The sequence below is a fragment of the Nocardiopsis terrae genome, assembly GCF_014651695.1.
Classification (GTDB): domain Bacteria; phylum Actinomycetota; class Actinomycetes; order Streptosporangiales; family Streptosporangiaceae; genus Nocardiopsis; species Nocardiopsis terrae.
In genome coordinates this window covers 79,270-94,861 of the sequence record NZ_BMXJ01000002.1, presented here as the reverse complement: position 1 = coordinate 94,861, position 15,592 = coordinate 79,270, and the positions used below count along the sequence as shown (strand labels likewise).

The window sequence follows — 15,592 nt, the reverse complement described above, 5'->3', positions numbered from 1 at the left end:
TCGACGCGGCCTCCTCCACCACCGTCCCGGACCTCACCGGTCCCCCCGGGCGCCGGAGGTGTCGCCGTGGCCGAAGACCGCACGGTAGCCGGGGTCCCGCCACAGCTCGGCGTGTGTGCGGACGGCCCGGACACGGCCGCCTTCCAGCCACACCACCAGGTCCGCGCGCGCCGCGGTGGAGAGCCGGTGCGCGATGACGACGCGGGTGCCGGCACGGACCTCGTGCGCCAGAGCCCGGTCCACCCTCCGTTCGGTGGCCGTGTCGAGGCTGGAGGTGGCGTCGTCCAGGATCATCAGGCGTCCAGCGTGGGCGAACGCCCGAGCCAGACCCAGCCGTTGCAGCTCCCCACCGGAGAACGGCGCCTCCTCCAGCGGTGTGGCGTACCCCAGGGGAAGCGCCCGGACGAAGTCGTCGGCTCCGGCCGCCCGTGCTGCCGCCCGTACGCTTTCGGCCGGAGCGGTCTCGGCCCCCGACGCGATCGCGTCCCCGACGGTGGCGCCCTGGAGATGCGGCCGCTCGAACGCGTACCCGACCTCCCGGCGCAGCACGTCGGCCGCCACGGTGCCGAGGGGCACGCCGTCCAGGCGGACCTCGCCCTCGTCGGGGTCGGTGAGCCGTCCGGCGACGGCCCCCAGAGTCGACTTGCCGGAGCCGGAACGTCCCACGACGGCCACCGTTTGGCCGCCTGGCACGCACAGGTCGACGCCGCGCAGCACCCACGCCCCGTCGATCGCCACCCCGACACCGCGCAGTTCCAGTGCTCCGGGGCCGTCGGGAGGCAGTTCCGCCCGCCCGTGGGTCAGCGGAGGGACCGTGAGGAGCGCGTTCACGCGTCGGGCCGCCGTTCGGCCGCGGACCAGTGCTCCGAGCGGACCGGCCACCGATCCCAGCCCCGCGGCCAGCGCGGCGTACCGGGACACCGCCAGCAGGTCGCCGACACTGATCCTCCCGTCCGCCAGGCCGAACCCGCCGACCGCGAGCACGGCGGTGATGAGCAGGGGCATCAGTACTCCGCTGCGCGCCATCGCGGAGCCGTGCACCGACCACATGCGCCGCCCCTCGGTGCCGAGTTCGCCCAGGGGCAGCAGGACACGGGCGCGTTCCTCGTCCACCGTTCCGGCGGCGGCGATGGAGCGTGCGCCGCCCAGGGCGTCCGTCAGCCGCGTCGCGAGCAGGGACTGCACCCTCTGGTAGCGGGAGACACTGTCCGAGGAGTGGCGGGCGAAGGACCGCAGCAGCAGGCCCAGGGCAGGTAGTCCCAGGACGAAGGCCAGCCCGGTCCACGGGTCGATCACGAACAGTGCGACCAGGGCCCCGACGGGAGCGAGGACCGCCGCGATGATCTGGGCGGCACCGGCCGGCGCCGCCCCGGCCTCGGTTGCGTGCACCGAGAGGCGGGTCGCCACGTCGCCGGGGGAGAACCGGCTCACGTCTCGGGGCGCGGCGGCCAGCAACCGCCGGACCGTCCGCAGCCGCAGCCAGGCGGTGGAACGTGCACCGACCGTTCCCGACAGCAGGGCGACGGCCGCGCCCAGTGCGACCTCGGCAGCGGTCAGGGCCACGGTCACCGCCAGTGCGCGTCCTGCGTCAGGGTGGCTTTCCAGGAGCAGGTCGAGGGTGCGGCCGAGCATGGCGGGCAGGGCGAGCGAGGCGGCCGCCGCGGCGGCGGCGCACAGCAGGATTCCCGCGGTGCGTCCGGCGCTCGCCCGGGTGACACGGACGAGCAGGGCGTCCGCGGACCGTGCGACGCTTTCGTCGGTCGTACCGTCCGGCGGGCGGGTGGACACCATCCGGTCGCCTTCCTGCATGGCTCGTGGCGGAGCCCGGCAGCGCACGCGGGCGCCGCCGGGCCGGAGGGAGGGCCCGTTCACCGGACCCGACGCCGTGGGGCCGACGATCCGGCCCCACGGCTCGGTCACGCCGCGTCATCCGCGGCGCGCCCCTAGCAGGTGGTGACGCTCAGGCTGCTGTCGCCGCACAGCAGGAGGCTGGCGGTGCTGGTGCCCGCGACCTCGCCGTGGGCCTCGTTCGTGGCGGTCTCCAGGGACTGCAGGTCGAGCAGGGTCATAACTGATATCCTTCCGTTCGGTAATTTCTTCTCTTCTATTCATTTGTTCCGGACCATGGCAGTGGCCGGTTCTGGGTCCGCCGCAGCGGAGGAAGGAAGGGCAGCCGGGCGGGCTGTTCGCTCTGCGCTGCGGCGAGCGCGAGGAGACATCCCGCGGTGCCCGTGGAAAGGTCCATGGAGAGCCGCATCAACTGCTCTCCGGGAAAGGCCAGGTGGCCCTGGTAACGCATGGCGTACCGGGACAGGGCGTCGATCTGGCGGCGCACTTCCGCGGGTCCGGTGCCGGGCCCGGGGGCGGTCGTCCGGCTCAGGTACAGCACCATGCCGGCCAGTCCGCGGAAGAGGCCGGGCTGGGCGTAGAACCCGGATCGCGCGGCCCCGACGATCTCCGGGCGGACCCGCTCGAACACATCGTCGGAACGGTGCTCAAGGTAGTCGTCGAGCACGATCCCCACGCCGACGCTGCCCGCACCGAGGTAGGGCATGGTCCGCCACCCCTCGTCCACCTGAAGCGTGCCGAAGGCGCTGGTGACGCAGCGGTCGAGGTCGGCCCGGAGTGTCCGCTCCGCCAGGTCGAGCAGCGCTGTGTCGCCGGTCCGCTCATACAGGCGCAGGCAGAGCAGGGCGACGCCCGCGCCCCCGTGCAGCAGCCCGGTGCGGCGCCGCTCGGGCGGGGCGTTCAGGAAGCCGTGCGCGGCCAGCTCCGCGCAGCGAAGCGCGCCCGAGCGCAGCTCCGCCTCTCCGGTGTCGGCGGCCAGGGAGTCCAGGGCCAGGCCGATGCCGGCCGTCCCACCGTGCAGTCCGGGGCCGAGACCCTCCCACGGCTGAGCCAGGACCAGTTCGGCCAGTGCCTGGGAAGGCTCCTCGTACCCGAGCCGGTGCAGGGTCCAGGACAGGCCCGAGAGTCCGTCGAAGAAACCCAGCGGGGTCCCTGACACGGGCTCCTTGCTGTGCCGCACCAGCCATTCCTCGGCCTCGGGGCTCCGTGCGGCACCGCTCTCGGCAAGGGCGTAGAGCACCCCGGCGGCGCCGTAGCCGAAGGAGAGCCCGCCGCCCGCCGTCGTGAACTGGGCGATGTCGCCGGGAAAGTAGCGGTCGTCCCGGTCGGGGGTGGCCGAAGCGAGGATGGCGCGGACCATCGAGTCCCGGCTGTGCGGCCAGTCTCCCGGCTCGGCCGGCGGGTAGGGGCCGTGCGTGCCGGTGAACGCGGGGCCCGCCCCCTCCGGGGATGTGCCCGCGACCGTTCCACCGTCCGGGTCGCGCAGGATCTCCGCCACGCCGAGCTCCAGGAACTCCCGGGCCTCGGGGAAGACACGCGCGGCCTCCTCGGCCAGGTGCCGGACCTTGCTCCGGTCCACGGCCAGCACACTGGTCAGGGGCAGGAACAGGGCGATGCGCAGGCAGGCCAGCGCGTACAGGTCCACGTCGAAGCCCCGGCGACTCCGCGGGGCGACGAACCCCGGGTTGGCGACCGTCTGGCGACCGCCCTCCTCGACGTCTCGGGCGACCTCGAAGTCGAGCAGCACCACCGAGGACTCGTCCTCGGAAACCATGATGTTGAACAGGTGCAGGTCGTTGAAGACGATGCCGCGCTCGTGCACCGCCTCGATGGCCTCCTCCACCAGGCCGTGCAGGCGCATCGCCCACCGGCCGTACTCCCTCAGCCTCTCCGGTTCGGGGGCGGCCTCGACCAGAGGGTGGCGGTGGGCGAAGTAGGAGTTCAACGGCTTGCCCTGGATGTACTCCATCACCAGGAAGCGGTGGTCGCCGAGGTCGAAGGCGTCCTTGACCTCGGGGGTGCAGCCCAGCCCCGAGAGGCGTTCCAGGGCGGTGCGCTCCTGCTCCAGGCGGCGCACCGCGTCGGCGCCGTCGGCGGCCAGTCCGGCGTGCGGACGGGCCTCCTTGAGCACTACGGGCTCACCGGTGCGCCGGTCCCGCCCGGCGTAGACACCGCCGCCGTTGGAGAAGTGCAGGGCCCGCTCGATGTCGTACGGAAGTCCGGTGACGTCGACGGCGCTGCGCGCCTCCAGGTGCGGACGGAGGAAGTCGGGGACGGTCACCCACTCAGGAGTTCGGAAGACCGGACCGCGCTGGTCGGGTACGAGCACGCCGTCGGCGTTCTCCAGGGCGGGCACCGGCTCGCCGTGCTCGTCGTAGCAGTGCCGTCTGGTGAAGCTTCCGTAGCGCAGGTGGACCGGTCCCGCGTTCCAGCGCACGTCACTGAGGATGTACGGGCCGGGTTCGCCGCCCACGAGTGCGTCCAGACCGGCGGCGACCGAGGCGCACTCGTCCTCGTCGGCCGGGTAGACGGTGATGAACTTCCCGCTGCCCCCGCGATCGGCGTACTTGGCGTTCCGGTTGTGCAGCAGGTACCTGGTGGGAACGAACTTGAAGGAGACGCCCCGCGGCACGCAGTAGTCCCAGACCCGGGCCAGGATCGCTTCCGCGTTGTCCAGGCAGGCGGAGACGTGGATCTTCCATCCCTGGTCCGGCAGATGGTGCTCCACGGGGCGTAGCGCCAGCCAGTCGCCGGCGCGGTGGCTCTGCCACCCTTCGGGTACCGGACGCTCGGCCGTTCCGAAAACCCGGTCGCGTTCGCCGACCGTCCCGGAGGCGCCGGATCCCGACCAGAGGCGGTGGGGCGTGTCGTAGAAGTAGTGGTCGGCGTCGCAGAACACACCGTACCCCTTGATCATACGAACTCCCTCACGGTCGTCTCGGTCAGTGGCATTCCAGATAGTGGCATGGGGTTTATCCCTGTGTCTATACCTTTCAATGTGATTTTTCAGGTCATTGCTTACTCGCGATTAACTTATGTGGCTGGCGTGGGAGTGTCCTTCTCGGTCTTATCTGCGCGGATTTACCGCTCCTGCCAGCGGATTCGTTGGAGGTTCGTCCCCTGGTGGCGCCTGAACGGTCCTCCTCGCCGCATCTCGGGTTGGCGAGTTTCAATATTCGGAAGAAACGAATAACGGCAGGTTGGAGAGGTGTGTGCGCTGTCTGGCGTGGTTTTTCGGTTACTGAAGTTTTGTCGGAAATCTATGGATTTAAGAAGATTTGAGAGGTCTGTAACGGTTGCGTTTGGGGAGGTCAGAGTGGATCAAGGGTGTTCGGTGTCCTGGTCATGGGGTTCTCGGGTGGGCAGTGGTGACGAACTGGGTGTCTCAAAAACCATCGCGCTCCTGGGCGTCACCGGCGCGGCGGGATTCGGTCGTAGATGTGCGCACAACAGATCAACAGAGGAAGGAGTGCTCTTCCAAAGAGGTGGCCGGTTCTGTTATGGGCACGGATGGCAGGATCCCCTTGCCCGGTGCGAGGCGAGCCGTTCGTGCGAGGTGAACTGTTCGCGCTGAGTCCTGGTCCGTGCTTTCCGAACTCACTGGAGAGACCGCTGGGGGCGGCTTGACAAACTTCTCATCCGTTGCTGACCCTCGCAGGGGGACTTCTTCGCCTCCGTGAGGGATTGTCCGTGAGGACTTCAGCCTGACCCTGCGCGGAGCCCCGGGCGTTGTACCGGGCGTTCACGCCCGGGAGGAAGCACTGGCCCGGGGCCGTTTGCGGGGCCGGGGTGGTCACCCCCGGGTGAGTACCGAACGTGTACGTACGGGCTGTTCCCGTGCCCTCGTCCGGCCATGCGTCCGTGATCGTTCCGCCTTCCGGGGCGCTCTCGATCGGCGGCGCAGGCGTACGCGCCCCGGACGACGTCGGACCTTGGAATTCCACAAGGACGAAGGAGCCCCGTTCCACCAGTCACCACGTGAAACGGGGCCCCTGTCCGCGGGCGGCCGGAAGTCAGCTGGGAAGGACTTCTGACCGTCCGGCGGATCCCCGCGTCGCTGGGAAAACTAGCAGTGCCTGGTTATGGTGTGGACGGATTCGCCTGCCCCCTTGGAGAACAGCTTGCTGCTCTTCCCCGTGGGCACACGCCAGCAGACAGTGCGCTCTCCACCGTTGACCTGGTGAATTTGAACGGTGACGTACCGAACGTCGCTGCAGTGGTTGTTGTAGTAAATCCGGGTACTGGTGATTCCGTTGTCCCAGGAAAAGTTGAGGTTGCCCGACTCCCATTCGCAGGAGAAGGACCTTCTCTCCACTGCGGCCGTCTCCACCGAGGTCGTCCCGCTTGTCGCCGAGGAGGTGCTGGCGAATGCGGTTCCTGATCCGAAGAACCCGGACAGCACCAGCGCCCCGGCAGCCCCGGCGACCGACAATCCCTTGATGATCTTCATTTTCTCTCCGCCGGTCCGTGCGTCCCCTGTGGCGAGCCCTGCCGACACATCCCCTGGAAACGAACCAGTGACGGCAATGCCTGGGAGGCTTCGTGTCCGCCCCCACGCTTTTGGACCTGTCGGCAGGCAACCACATTGATCAATTCGATTCAATGGTTAATCATTGGCGGGGCGATGGAGTTCAGCGAGTGTTTGCTGTCAGGAAAGATGCAAGCCATTGTCGATTGTGTCATCAAAGCGGATCAGGGTTGCGGATCTTGGGTGCTTCCATAAACTTGATTCGTAGCAGGCCATAATGCGCGGCATCACCGAGTGGTCCGGCGCAGCCGAACGCATGCCCTGCTCCCACCCTGTTTCGTGGCGGGTTCGGCGCGAGCTCCGGAGTGTGCCGGAATCGCCTCCCCGCACCCGGCTCCGGCCCCCGGCCCGGTCCTCGAGAAGCGGCGGTTCGCCTCCGTGGCGCGCCCTCGCGGGTCGATCCAGGCGGAGCGGACGGCCCCCACCACGGACGCCCGGCCCTGCCCGCCGACCTCCGCCCCGGAAACCCCTGCACGGACCCTGTGTCCCACTACCTCGACGGACGACGGGCCGTGCCCGGTACCGGACGGCGAGACCCCGGCGGCCCGCCTCGTACACCGCTCCCTCACGGCACCGGAACGGCGTTGCCCCGCCGCGTGACCAGGGGCGACACGCCACGCCGCCGCGCGCGGGTTACGGGCCCCGTGACGGACGGTCGGTGAAGATGGCGCCGTGGACTACCCGAGTCCCATGGTTCGCTTCCCGCCGGCCTCACGGCGCCGGGACGGCACCTAGGCGGGCGCCGGACGGGGCTGTGCGGTCCGCGCCGAGGCCGCGTGCTCCCGAGCGCGGTGCCCGGCCGCGGTCGCGGAAGGCCCCCGGCCCCCTCCTCGTCGTCCCCGGCACCGCCGCCCGCGGGAAGCCACTACCGGCACCGCAGGAACGAGAGGTGAGATCGGTGGCCACCGATGACGGAGGACAGGATCGTCAGGACGGCGCGGCGAATCCGGAGACGCCGGCGGATCTGGAGAGGGAGGAACCCGGGCGGAGCCAGCTCAAACCGGCCGTGTTCTTCGGCTCGGCGATCCTGATCCTCGCGCTCTCGATCTGGGCGATCATCACTCCGACGGGCGCCGAGTACGTCATCGGCACCGTCGTGGGATGGATCAGCCGGGTGTTCGGCTGGTACTACTTCCTCGCCGCCACCCTGTACCTGGGGTTCGTGGTGTTCGTCGCGGCCTCCCGGTACGGTGCCATCAAGCTCGGCCCCCAGCACTCCCGGCCGGACTACGGGGTGTTCGCGTGGGCCGCCATGCTGTTCGCGGCGGGCATCGGCATCGATCTGATGTTCTTCTCCGTGGCCGGACCGGTCACCCACTACCTGGCCCCTCCCGAGGGCGACGCGCAGACCGTCGAGGCGGCGCGGCAGAGCGTGGTCTGGACGCTCTTCCACTACGGCATCACCGGGTGGGCGATGTACGCGCTGATGGGCATGGCCCTCGGCTACTTCTCGTTCCGCTACCACCTTCCCCTGGCCATCCGCTCGGCCCTGTACCCGCTGATCGGCAGGCGCATCCACGGCCGCATCGGTGACGCGGTCGACCTGGCTGCCATCATCGGCACGATCTTCGGCATCTCCGTGTCGCTGGGCATCGGCGTCGTCCAGCTCAACTACGGACTGAACTTCCTCTTCGGCATCCCCGAGGGGACGGCGGCGCAGATCGGCCTGATCCTCGTCGCCGTGCTGGTGGCCACGGTCTCGGCCGTGGCTGGCGTCGACCGGGGCATCCGGCGGCTGTCGGAGCTCAACGTCGTGCTCGCCATCGTCCTGATGCTCTACGTGCTGGTCTTCGAGAACCCCGTCCAGCTGCTCAACGCCCTCGTGCTGAACATCGGCGACTACGTCAGCCGGTTCCCCTCGATGACGCTGAACACCTTCGCCTACGATCCGCCGATCGACTGGCTCAACGACTGGACGCTGTTCTTCTGGGCCTGGTGGGTCGCCTGGGCGCCCTTCGTCGGGCTCTTCCTGGCCAGGATCTCGCGCGGTCGCACCATCCGACAGTTCGTGACGGCGACCCTGGTGGTCCCGCTGCTGTACACGCTGACGTTCCTCTCGGTCTTCGGCAACAGCGCCCTGAGTGTCGTGCGCCAGGGCAACGTGGCGTTCGGAGAGCTCGCCATGAACGAACCCGAACGGGGGTTCTACACACTGCTCACGCAGTATCCGGGCGTGCTGTTCAGCGCCGGACTCGCGACGGTCGTCGGGCTGCTCCTCTACGTCACCTCGGCCGACTCCGGTGCGCTGGTGATGGGCAACCTCAGCTCCTACCTGCCGACACCGACCACCGACGCGCCGGCGTGGCTGCGTGTCTTCTGGGCGGCGGCGACCGGCCTGCTCACCCTCGCCATGCTCCTGGTCGGCGGGTTGGATGCGCTGACCAGCGCGACCATCATCATGGGGCTACCGTTCTCGTTCGTGATGCTCCTGATCATCTGGGGGCTGTACAAGGCGCTGAGGGTCGAGAGGTTCCGGCAGGACGCGTTCCGGACGACCCTGTCGTCCTCGCTGTCGGACCGGACCGCGGTCGACCGCCGGGGTGCGGAGCGCAACTGGCGCCAGCGGATCGCGAGGGCGGTGAACTTCCCCGGCAAGCGTGCGGCCACCAGGTTCGTCCGGGAGGTGTGCCGCCCCGCCTTCGAGGACGTCGCCGAAGGGCTGCGAGACCAGGGCGCGGAGGCGTCGGTGACCGAGGGGGTCGACAAGGAGGTCGGGATCCCGCACCTGGACCTGCGGGTGCCGATGGGCTCCGAGGAGGAGTTCACCTACCGGGTGTGGCCGATCGTGGTCCCCACCCCGGCGTTCGCCATACGCTCGCTCGCCGAGCACGACAACTACGTGCGCTTCGAGGTCTACCTCACCGAGGGCAGCCAGGGCTACGACGTGATGGGCTACACCAAGGAGCAGCTCATCGGGAACATCCTCGACGAGTACGAGCGGCACCTGGAGTTCCTGCGCCTGCACCGGGAGGCGCAGGCCCGCTCGGCCATGCCCGACCACGGGCCCGGTACGGCCGACGTCCAGGCCGAGGAGGGGATGTGAGGCCGTTTCCGCTTCCCGTGCGACCGGTCGCGCCGTGGCGGGAGCAGGACGAGAGCCCGTCTCCGGGGGGCGGCCCGCGGTAGCGGATCGGTGTGCGGGCGATGCCGGCGAGGGCCGGGGAGCGGCCGGAGGGTCTGATGGGTCGGGCCTCCGGCCGCTCGTCTCGTCACGGCCCCGGGGCCGTGCGCTGGTCCGTGCGTCCTGGTACCCGGGTGTTCGGGACCGGGCACCCGCGAAATGCTTTTCGCCGTCACCGAACGGGACGGGGTCCTCGCTCCGCACGGCACCACCCGAAGTCGGCCGGTATGGATCCGAACCACGATAATTCAGCCTCATCGCTGTTGGGTGCGGGCTCGCGGTTTCGGAAACCACGTAAGGTCCGCATCTTTTATTTAAAATTCAATAATCAAAAAGACAAGAACTCCTGTGCCTCCTCCCTGTCCGCCCCGTCGTCCGTGTGGCATTCCGTCTTTGCTCCACGTGCCACATCTCCCCTGGGTTCGGGGGTGGCCCCGCGCCGCCGCCCCTGGAAAAGAACACGTGACAAGGCAAATCGAAACACATGTCCACTACTTCCCTTGTGTTCGTGTTTAGTGTCCCTTGGTGCTGAAGTTTTCTGCTGATTATCGCCGCGGGTGTCCTGTGCCTTGTTTTCGGTCTGTGTGTAATTTAATTCCCCCTTCTTTCGGCCGCCTCCCCGTGCCCCCCGCTGTTACGGTTCTGTTGATCGCTGGTTCGCCCTCGGGGTCGGCTGGTTTATCCGTTTTTCATTCAAAGGTGCCCCCTTTATTTCGTGGACGGTGTCCTCCTTGTCCGAAGAAAACCTTGTCATCGTCCTCTCCGACCCCGACCAGCGCCGCCTGGAGACACTCCGGGGAACGCTCGAGGACTGGCCCGGAGACGACGCCCGCCTCATCACGGCCCCGGACCTGGGCCGGACCCGCGATGCGCTCGGCTCACCGGCCGCGGAACCCTCCGCCTCATTCGGGAACTCCTGCCCGAACACGAATCCGAACACCTGGTGCGGGTCGTCGGGAACCAGTCCAGCCCGCACGCGCACCGGACCAGGCGATTCCCGGCACTCAACTGGGTCAACCGCGTCCCCGTCCCGGTCAACATCTCCACCGACTGGATTCTGGTGATCGTGCAGTGGGGTTCGGGGCCCTTCGTGCTGCTGGACGACCCTTCGCTGACAGCCCTGGCGCAGGAGCTGGGCCTCTTCCAGAAGGGCGGAGAGAACCAGCTCTTCGACCTGTTCATCGTGGGTGGCGGCCCCGCGGGCCTGGCGGGGGCCAGCATCAACCACTTCGTCGCCAGGGGCGGGGGAGACAGGGGTTTCTCCCACGTGGACCAGGGCACCCGGCGAATCCCCGCGGACTTCGTCTTCGCGCTCACCGGCGGTGTGCCCGACACCGAATGGCTGCGTCAGCCCGAAGCCCCGGACAAGCATGCGGCCCGGGTGGCCCGCGACAGGGCCGGCTTCGTTCTGACGGAACAGATCCCCCGGCCCTACCCCCGCAAGTACAAACCGAACGGCGAGGAGGACCCCGACACCGAGAACCAGCGACCGAAGATCCTGGCCTTCCAGACCAGCGAGGAAGGGCTGTTCGCGGCCGGCGACGTGCGCGCCGCATCGGTCCAGCGCATCGCACAGGCCGCCGGTGAGGGAACCGCGTCCACGGTGAGCACGGACGCCCGCCTCAGGCGCGGGGACAACGTCGGCCTGGTTCTCGGCGACCCCGTCAGCAGGGCCTACAAGTACTACCAGCCCGCCGGAAAGTGACAACGGAGCACCGGGAGGAACACACAGTGGTGGAGAATGCCGCCTCAGCGGAGAAGATCACCCCAGACGTCCTCGTCGTGGGATCGGGGCCCATCGGGTCGCTGTTCGCCCGCGACCTGCACGCCAAGGGCAAGAACGTGCTGATGGTGGACGCCGGGCCGCAGACGGCCGGGCGCTACGGCGAGCACCAGAAGAACTCCTTCCTCTACCAGCGCAACATCGACGAGTTCGTCAACGTCATCAAGGGGCACCTGCACCCGCTGTCGGTGTCCACCCGAAGCGACATCCCGACGACGCTGGACCCCTCCTCCTACCACTACGACGCGGAGGAGTACGCGGGTTTCGTACTCAACAACCAGAACCCGCACCAGAAGGAGGAGGACAACCTCGGCGCCTGTGCCGCCACCTACGCGGTCGGCGGGATGGCCACCCACTGGACCTGCGCGATGCCCGAGTTCAACGAGGCGCTGGAACGCACCTGGGTGGACGCGAACGGTGAGAAGGCCGAGTATCCGCTCAGCGCAGGGGAGCTCAAGCCCGGTTACGCTCGCTCGACCGAAGCGCTCAAGCGCACCACCGAGGCCTACCGGCACTCGGCCCGGCACCAACTGGTGAAGAAGGTCCTCAACCAGGACGCGGGCTTCCAGGTCTCGGAGCTGCCCCTCGCGGTGGAGCGGCGCAAGGACCAGAACGAGCACGGCCACCGGGAGTTCGTCACCTGGAGCGCGGCCGACACGGTGCTGGGCGAGCTCGCCGAACCTGCCTGGAAGAAGGGGAACGGTGAGGCGGGCTTCACGCTCCGGGCCGAGTGGCAGGCCACCCGGATCGAGCTGGAAGGGGGGTCCTCGACCACGGCGGCGAGCGTCAAGCGTGTCCACCTGCGCAACCTGCGCGACCTCGGCAAGACCGCGGTGGTCGAGGCCAGGGCCTACGTGATCGCCTGCGGCCCGATCCTCACCGCCCAGTTGCTCTACGCCTCCGAACTGGACGAGAAGCTCAACCTGCCCGTCGGCAAGTACATGACCGAACAGCCCATGGCCTTCTGCCAGGTGGTGCTCAGGCAGGAACACCTGGATGACCTGGAGAAGCACCTGGACGGGGTCGCCGGAAAGGATGACAAGCCGATTGCCGAGGAAGCGAAGAAGCGGGTCGAGGCCTACCGCGCCGCCCAGCGCGAGATCCTCAGGGAGAACCAGAAGAACTTCCGCAAGGACCCGGCCGACCCCATTCCGTTCCCCAAGGACGAGCCTGAGCCCAACCTGTACATCCCGGCCTCGACCGCGCGCCCCTGGCACTGCCAGATCCACCGTGACGCGTTCAGCTACGGGGCGGTCCCGCCCAACATCGACACCCGCCTCATCGTGGACCTGCGCTGGTTCGGTCTGTCCCGGCCCCGGGCGAGCAACCGTGTCGAGTTCAGCGAGCGCTACCGGGACCATCAGGGAAAGCTCAGGTTCCGTAACGTCGACTCCTTCGACATGCCCCAGCCGACCTTCCACTTCCAGCTCACCGAGGAGGAGCGGCGCACGGCCGGGGAGATGATGGCCGACATGGTCAAGGTCGCCTCCCACCTGGGCGGTTTCATGCCCGGTTCGGAACCCCAGTTCCTCGTTCCGGGGCTGCCCCTGCACGTGGCGGGGACCACGCGGATGGGCAACGATCCCGTCAACGACGGCAAGGCCCAGGTGGTGGAGGAACGGGACCACGTGGTCACGCCCAAGTCGAGGGTGTGCGGGACCTCGAACCTCTGGCTCGGCGGCAACGGCCTGCACCCGTTCGGCAACGCGAGCAACCCGACGCACACGAGCATGGCCATGGCGCACGTGGCCGTCCAGGACGTGCTCAGCGTCCTCAACGCGAACACGCATCACTGAAGGGGGTCTCATGGCTGGGAACACGACGGGCAAGCAGATTCTCACGGGTGTGCGGCTCGGGATCACGCCCACCGGGTGGCGCAACGCCGACTTCCCGGACCTGACCGCAGATTCGAAAGGAAAACAGTACTACCCGGCCGATAAGTGCCTGAAGGAGATCATCGAAGCCAAGTTCACCGGGTGCAGTGACGACCGGGAGTTCCCCAAGGACGCCGCTGCCTGGAAGAGCTTCCTGACGGCGGCGGGGCTGCCGAACGGCCGGGAGTTCCATGTCACGGAGCCCTGGATCAGCACCTGGTTCACCACCGCCGGAGGCTACGAGCGCACGCTGGACTTCTACGAGAAGAGCAAGAAGCAGTGGTCGGACCGCGGGGTGCAGAACATCGGGGCCGCGGAATTCGGCAACGCCGTACACCTGAAGCCGCACGTCCCCCTCGAACAGCGCAACCGCTTCTCCGACCAGCAGTGGAACACCCTCGTGGAAGGCCTCAACGAACTGGGCAGGCGAGCCGCCGCGGACGGGTTCCGCCTGTGCTACCACCCGCACATGGGGACCGGCGTGCAGACCCAGCCCGAGACGGACCGGCTGATGGCGGGCACCGACGCCGCGCACGTCCACCTGCTCCTGGACACCGGCCACCTCACCTGGGCGGGCGGGGACCCGGTGGCCGCCGTGTACCGGCACGGTGACCGGATCAAGCACATACACCTGAAGGACCTGAGGCCGGACAAGCTCAGGAGCCTGGACCTGGCCAGGACCTCCTTCAAGGACGGGGTGAAGGCCGGGATCTTCAACGTTCCGGTTGCGGACCACGGCAAGTGGACGGTGCCCTTCGACAAGGTGCTCAAGGCCCTGGACGACGTCGACTACGCGCGGGAGGACCGCTGGAGGAAGACGGGGGAGGCGCCGCACCCCACCGTGAAATGGCGCAAGTGGCTCGTGGTGGAGGCCGAACAGCCCTACGAGGGTGACTTCCACGGGCCCGGGAAGCCCCTGGACTACGCGAAGGAAGCCCACACGACCGTCAGCGCCCTGCTCGGATCGACCGGGGGAGGCGGCAGCCGATGACGGCTCACGCACGACCGGTCTTCAAGAAGGAGAGCATCGCCGCCGACACCGGGGACGGTTACTGGGTCCACCGGACCGAGGCGGGACTGGTGACCTCGGGGCTGACCAAACAGAAGGTGGAGGGGTACCGGCACTCGGGCGCCTCCTGGATCAGGAGCGACGTCTTCGACTTCACCGCCACCGGTCTGAACAAGCCGGTGGCGCTGGACCACGCCTCCTTCAGCGGCGCCCCTCACCCGGACCTCGTGGTCTGCCACAACTACGGCCAGTGCATGTTCGGCTGCGGGAGCGACGACGGGAAGATCTCCTGGCTCAAGCCGGACGCGAACGGTAAGTACACCCGGAAGGAGGTGGCCTCACTCGTGGCCACCCACCGGGTACGCCTGGGCAACTTCACCAGGACCCAGGGCCCCCAGCTGGCGGCGTTCCCCGTCGTCGGCAAGGCCGACGCGGACGTCGCGGAGCACAAGAGGGGCCAAGAGGGGTTCCTCAAGCCCTACAGTCCCGTCCTCTACGACATCCCGACCGACCCCGCACAGGAGTGGAAGCGAACGCCAGCGCCCGGCCTGGACTCCCTGAAGTTCCGGCTCATCCACGCGGTCGTCGCCGGGTACTTCCCCGGAACGCCGCGGCCGGACCTCCAGTCGTTCATCGTCGCCTCCCACCGCGACTCGTCCCTGTGCGGCGGCCTGGACTGGATCGGTCCGGACGGAAACGGTAACTGGATCCGCAGGCACATCGGCGACGGTGTTCCTCCGCGCGTGTCCAAGGAGATCGGCACGCCGGAGAACTACGAGAAGCCCCCCGAGTTCGGCGGCAGCGGCAACGTCGCCATCGGGCGGGTCGGAGGCCAGGCCGCCTCCTGCATCGTCGCGGTGGAGCCCTTCCACGGCAACACCGTCGCGGTCTACACCCGGCCCTGGGGAACGAGGAGTCCGTTCGAGCGCCCCTGGGAGCGCCGGGTGGTGACGGTCTTCCCGCAGCCGATCGTCTCCGAGGAGGAGGGCACGAGGAAGGAGTACGACGCGGTCGGGCACCACGTCGTGGCCGCGGACTTCGACGGGGACGGCGACGACGAGTTCCTCATCGCCCTGCGCGGGCCGCAGAACAGCGACGCCGCCCACCCCACCCAGGGGGTCCTCTACCTCAAGCTGGACTCCACCGGCCGTGTGGTCGTGCGCGAGTGGGTGAGCAAGGACTCCACCGCCCACATCGCGGTCCTGGACGTGGACGGCGACGGCAGACTGGACTTCGTCACCACCTCGTACCACACGGTCAAGTACTACGAGAGCAAGGAGACCAAGGTCCAGCTCTTCCGCAACACCTTCGCCCGCCCGGTACGGAAACCGGTCGTCCCGTCCAGCGCCGACGGCTGACACACCGGTCACCGCGCGGCCTCCGGTGGGGAGAACCGGAGGCCGCGTGCGTTGTGGGGGAACGATGGCCG

Annotated in this window: 9 protein-coding genes; 5 read left to right on the top strand and 4 right to left on the bottom strand. The window is 68.6% G+C overall.

The features are described from left to right. Positions 1-33: 33 nt before the first annotated feature. From IE195_RS04485 to IE195_RS04470, 4 genes are all read right to left on the bottom strand, one after another. The gene (locus tag IE195_RS04485) at positions 34-1,791 is read right to left on the bottom strand and encodes an ABC transporter ATP-binding protein (RefSeq protein WP_191268119.1); all 1,758 of its coding nucleotides are present in this window, start codon (positions 1,789-1,791) and stop codon (positions 34-36) included. Between the two features lie 152 nt (positions 1,792-1,943). Continuing rightward, complete coding sequence (locus IE195_RS04480) at positions 1,944-2,069, bottom strand: SapB/AmfS family lanthipeptide (RefSeq protein ID WP_191268118.1); 126 nt, start codon at positions 2,067-2,069, stop codon at positions 1,944-1,946. A 35-nt stretch (positions 2,070-2,104) separates the two neighbouring features. Further along, the gene (lanKC, locus tag IE195_RS04475; RefSeq protein WP_191268117.1) at positions 2,105-4,765 is read right to left on the bottom strand and encodes a class III lanthionine synthetase LanKC; all 2,661 of its coding nucleotides are present in this window, start codon (positions 4,763-4,765) and stop codon (positions 2,105-2,107) included. Positions 4,766-5,914: 1,149 nt separating this feature from the next. Next, positions 5,915-6,298 carry a hypothetical protein gene (locus IE195_RS04470; protein ID WP_191268116.1) on the bottom strand — a complete coding sequence of 128 codons (384 nt, stop codon included), beginning with the start codon at positions 6,296-6,298 and terminating at the stop codon, positions 5,915-5,917. Positions 6,299-7,274: 976 nt separating this feature from the next. On the opposite strand from IE195_RS04470, the gene betT reads away from it, so the two are divergent. The 5 genes from betT (at position 7,275) to IE195_RS04445 (ending at position 15,521) form a co-directional block, all read left to right on the top strand. Then, positions 7,275-9,419, top strand: coding sequence for a choline BCCT transporter BetT (betT, locus tag IE195_RS04465; protein ID WP_308428394.1), 2,145 nt, complete (start codon positions 7,275-7,277; stop codon positions 9,417-9,419). Positions 9,420-10,440: 1,021 nt separating this feature from the next. Beyond that, a complete protein-coding gene (locus IE195_RS04460) occupies positions 10,441-11,202 on the top strand; it encodes an NAD(P)/FAD-dependent oxidoreductase (RefSeq protein WP_191268115.1) in 762 nt (253 codons plus the stop codon). Positions 11,203-11,228: 26 nt separating this feature from the next. Continuing rightward, positions 11,229-13,076 (top strand): GMC oxidoreductase, encoded by a 1,848-nt coding sequence (locus IE195_RS04455; protein WP_229826081.1) that lies wholly within the window; start codon positions 11,229-11,231, stop codon positions 13,074-13,076. Between the two features lie 10 nt (positions 13,077-13,086). Then, a complete protein-coding gene (locus tag IE195_RS04450; RefSeq protein WP_191268114.1) occupies positions 13,087-14,145 on the top strand; it encodes a TIM barrel protein in 1,059 nt (352 codons plus the stop codon). Further along, positions 14,142-15,521 (top strand): hypothetical protein, encoded by a 1,380-nt coding sequence (locus tag IE195_RS04445; protein ID WP_191268113.1) that lies wholly within the window; start codon positions 14,142-14,144, stop codon positions 15,519-15,521. The genes IE195_RS04450 and IE195_RS04445 overlap by 4 nt, the downstream gene beginning before the upstream one ends. Positions 15,522-15,592: the final 71 nt, after the last annotated feature.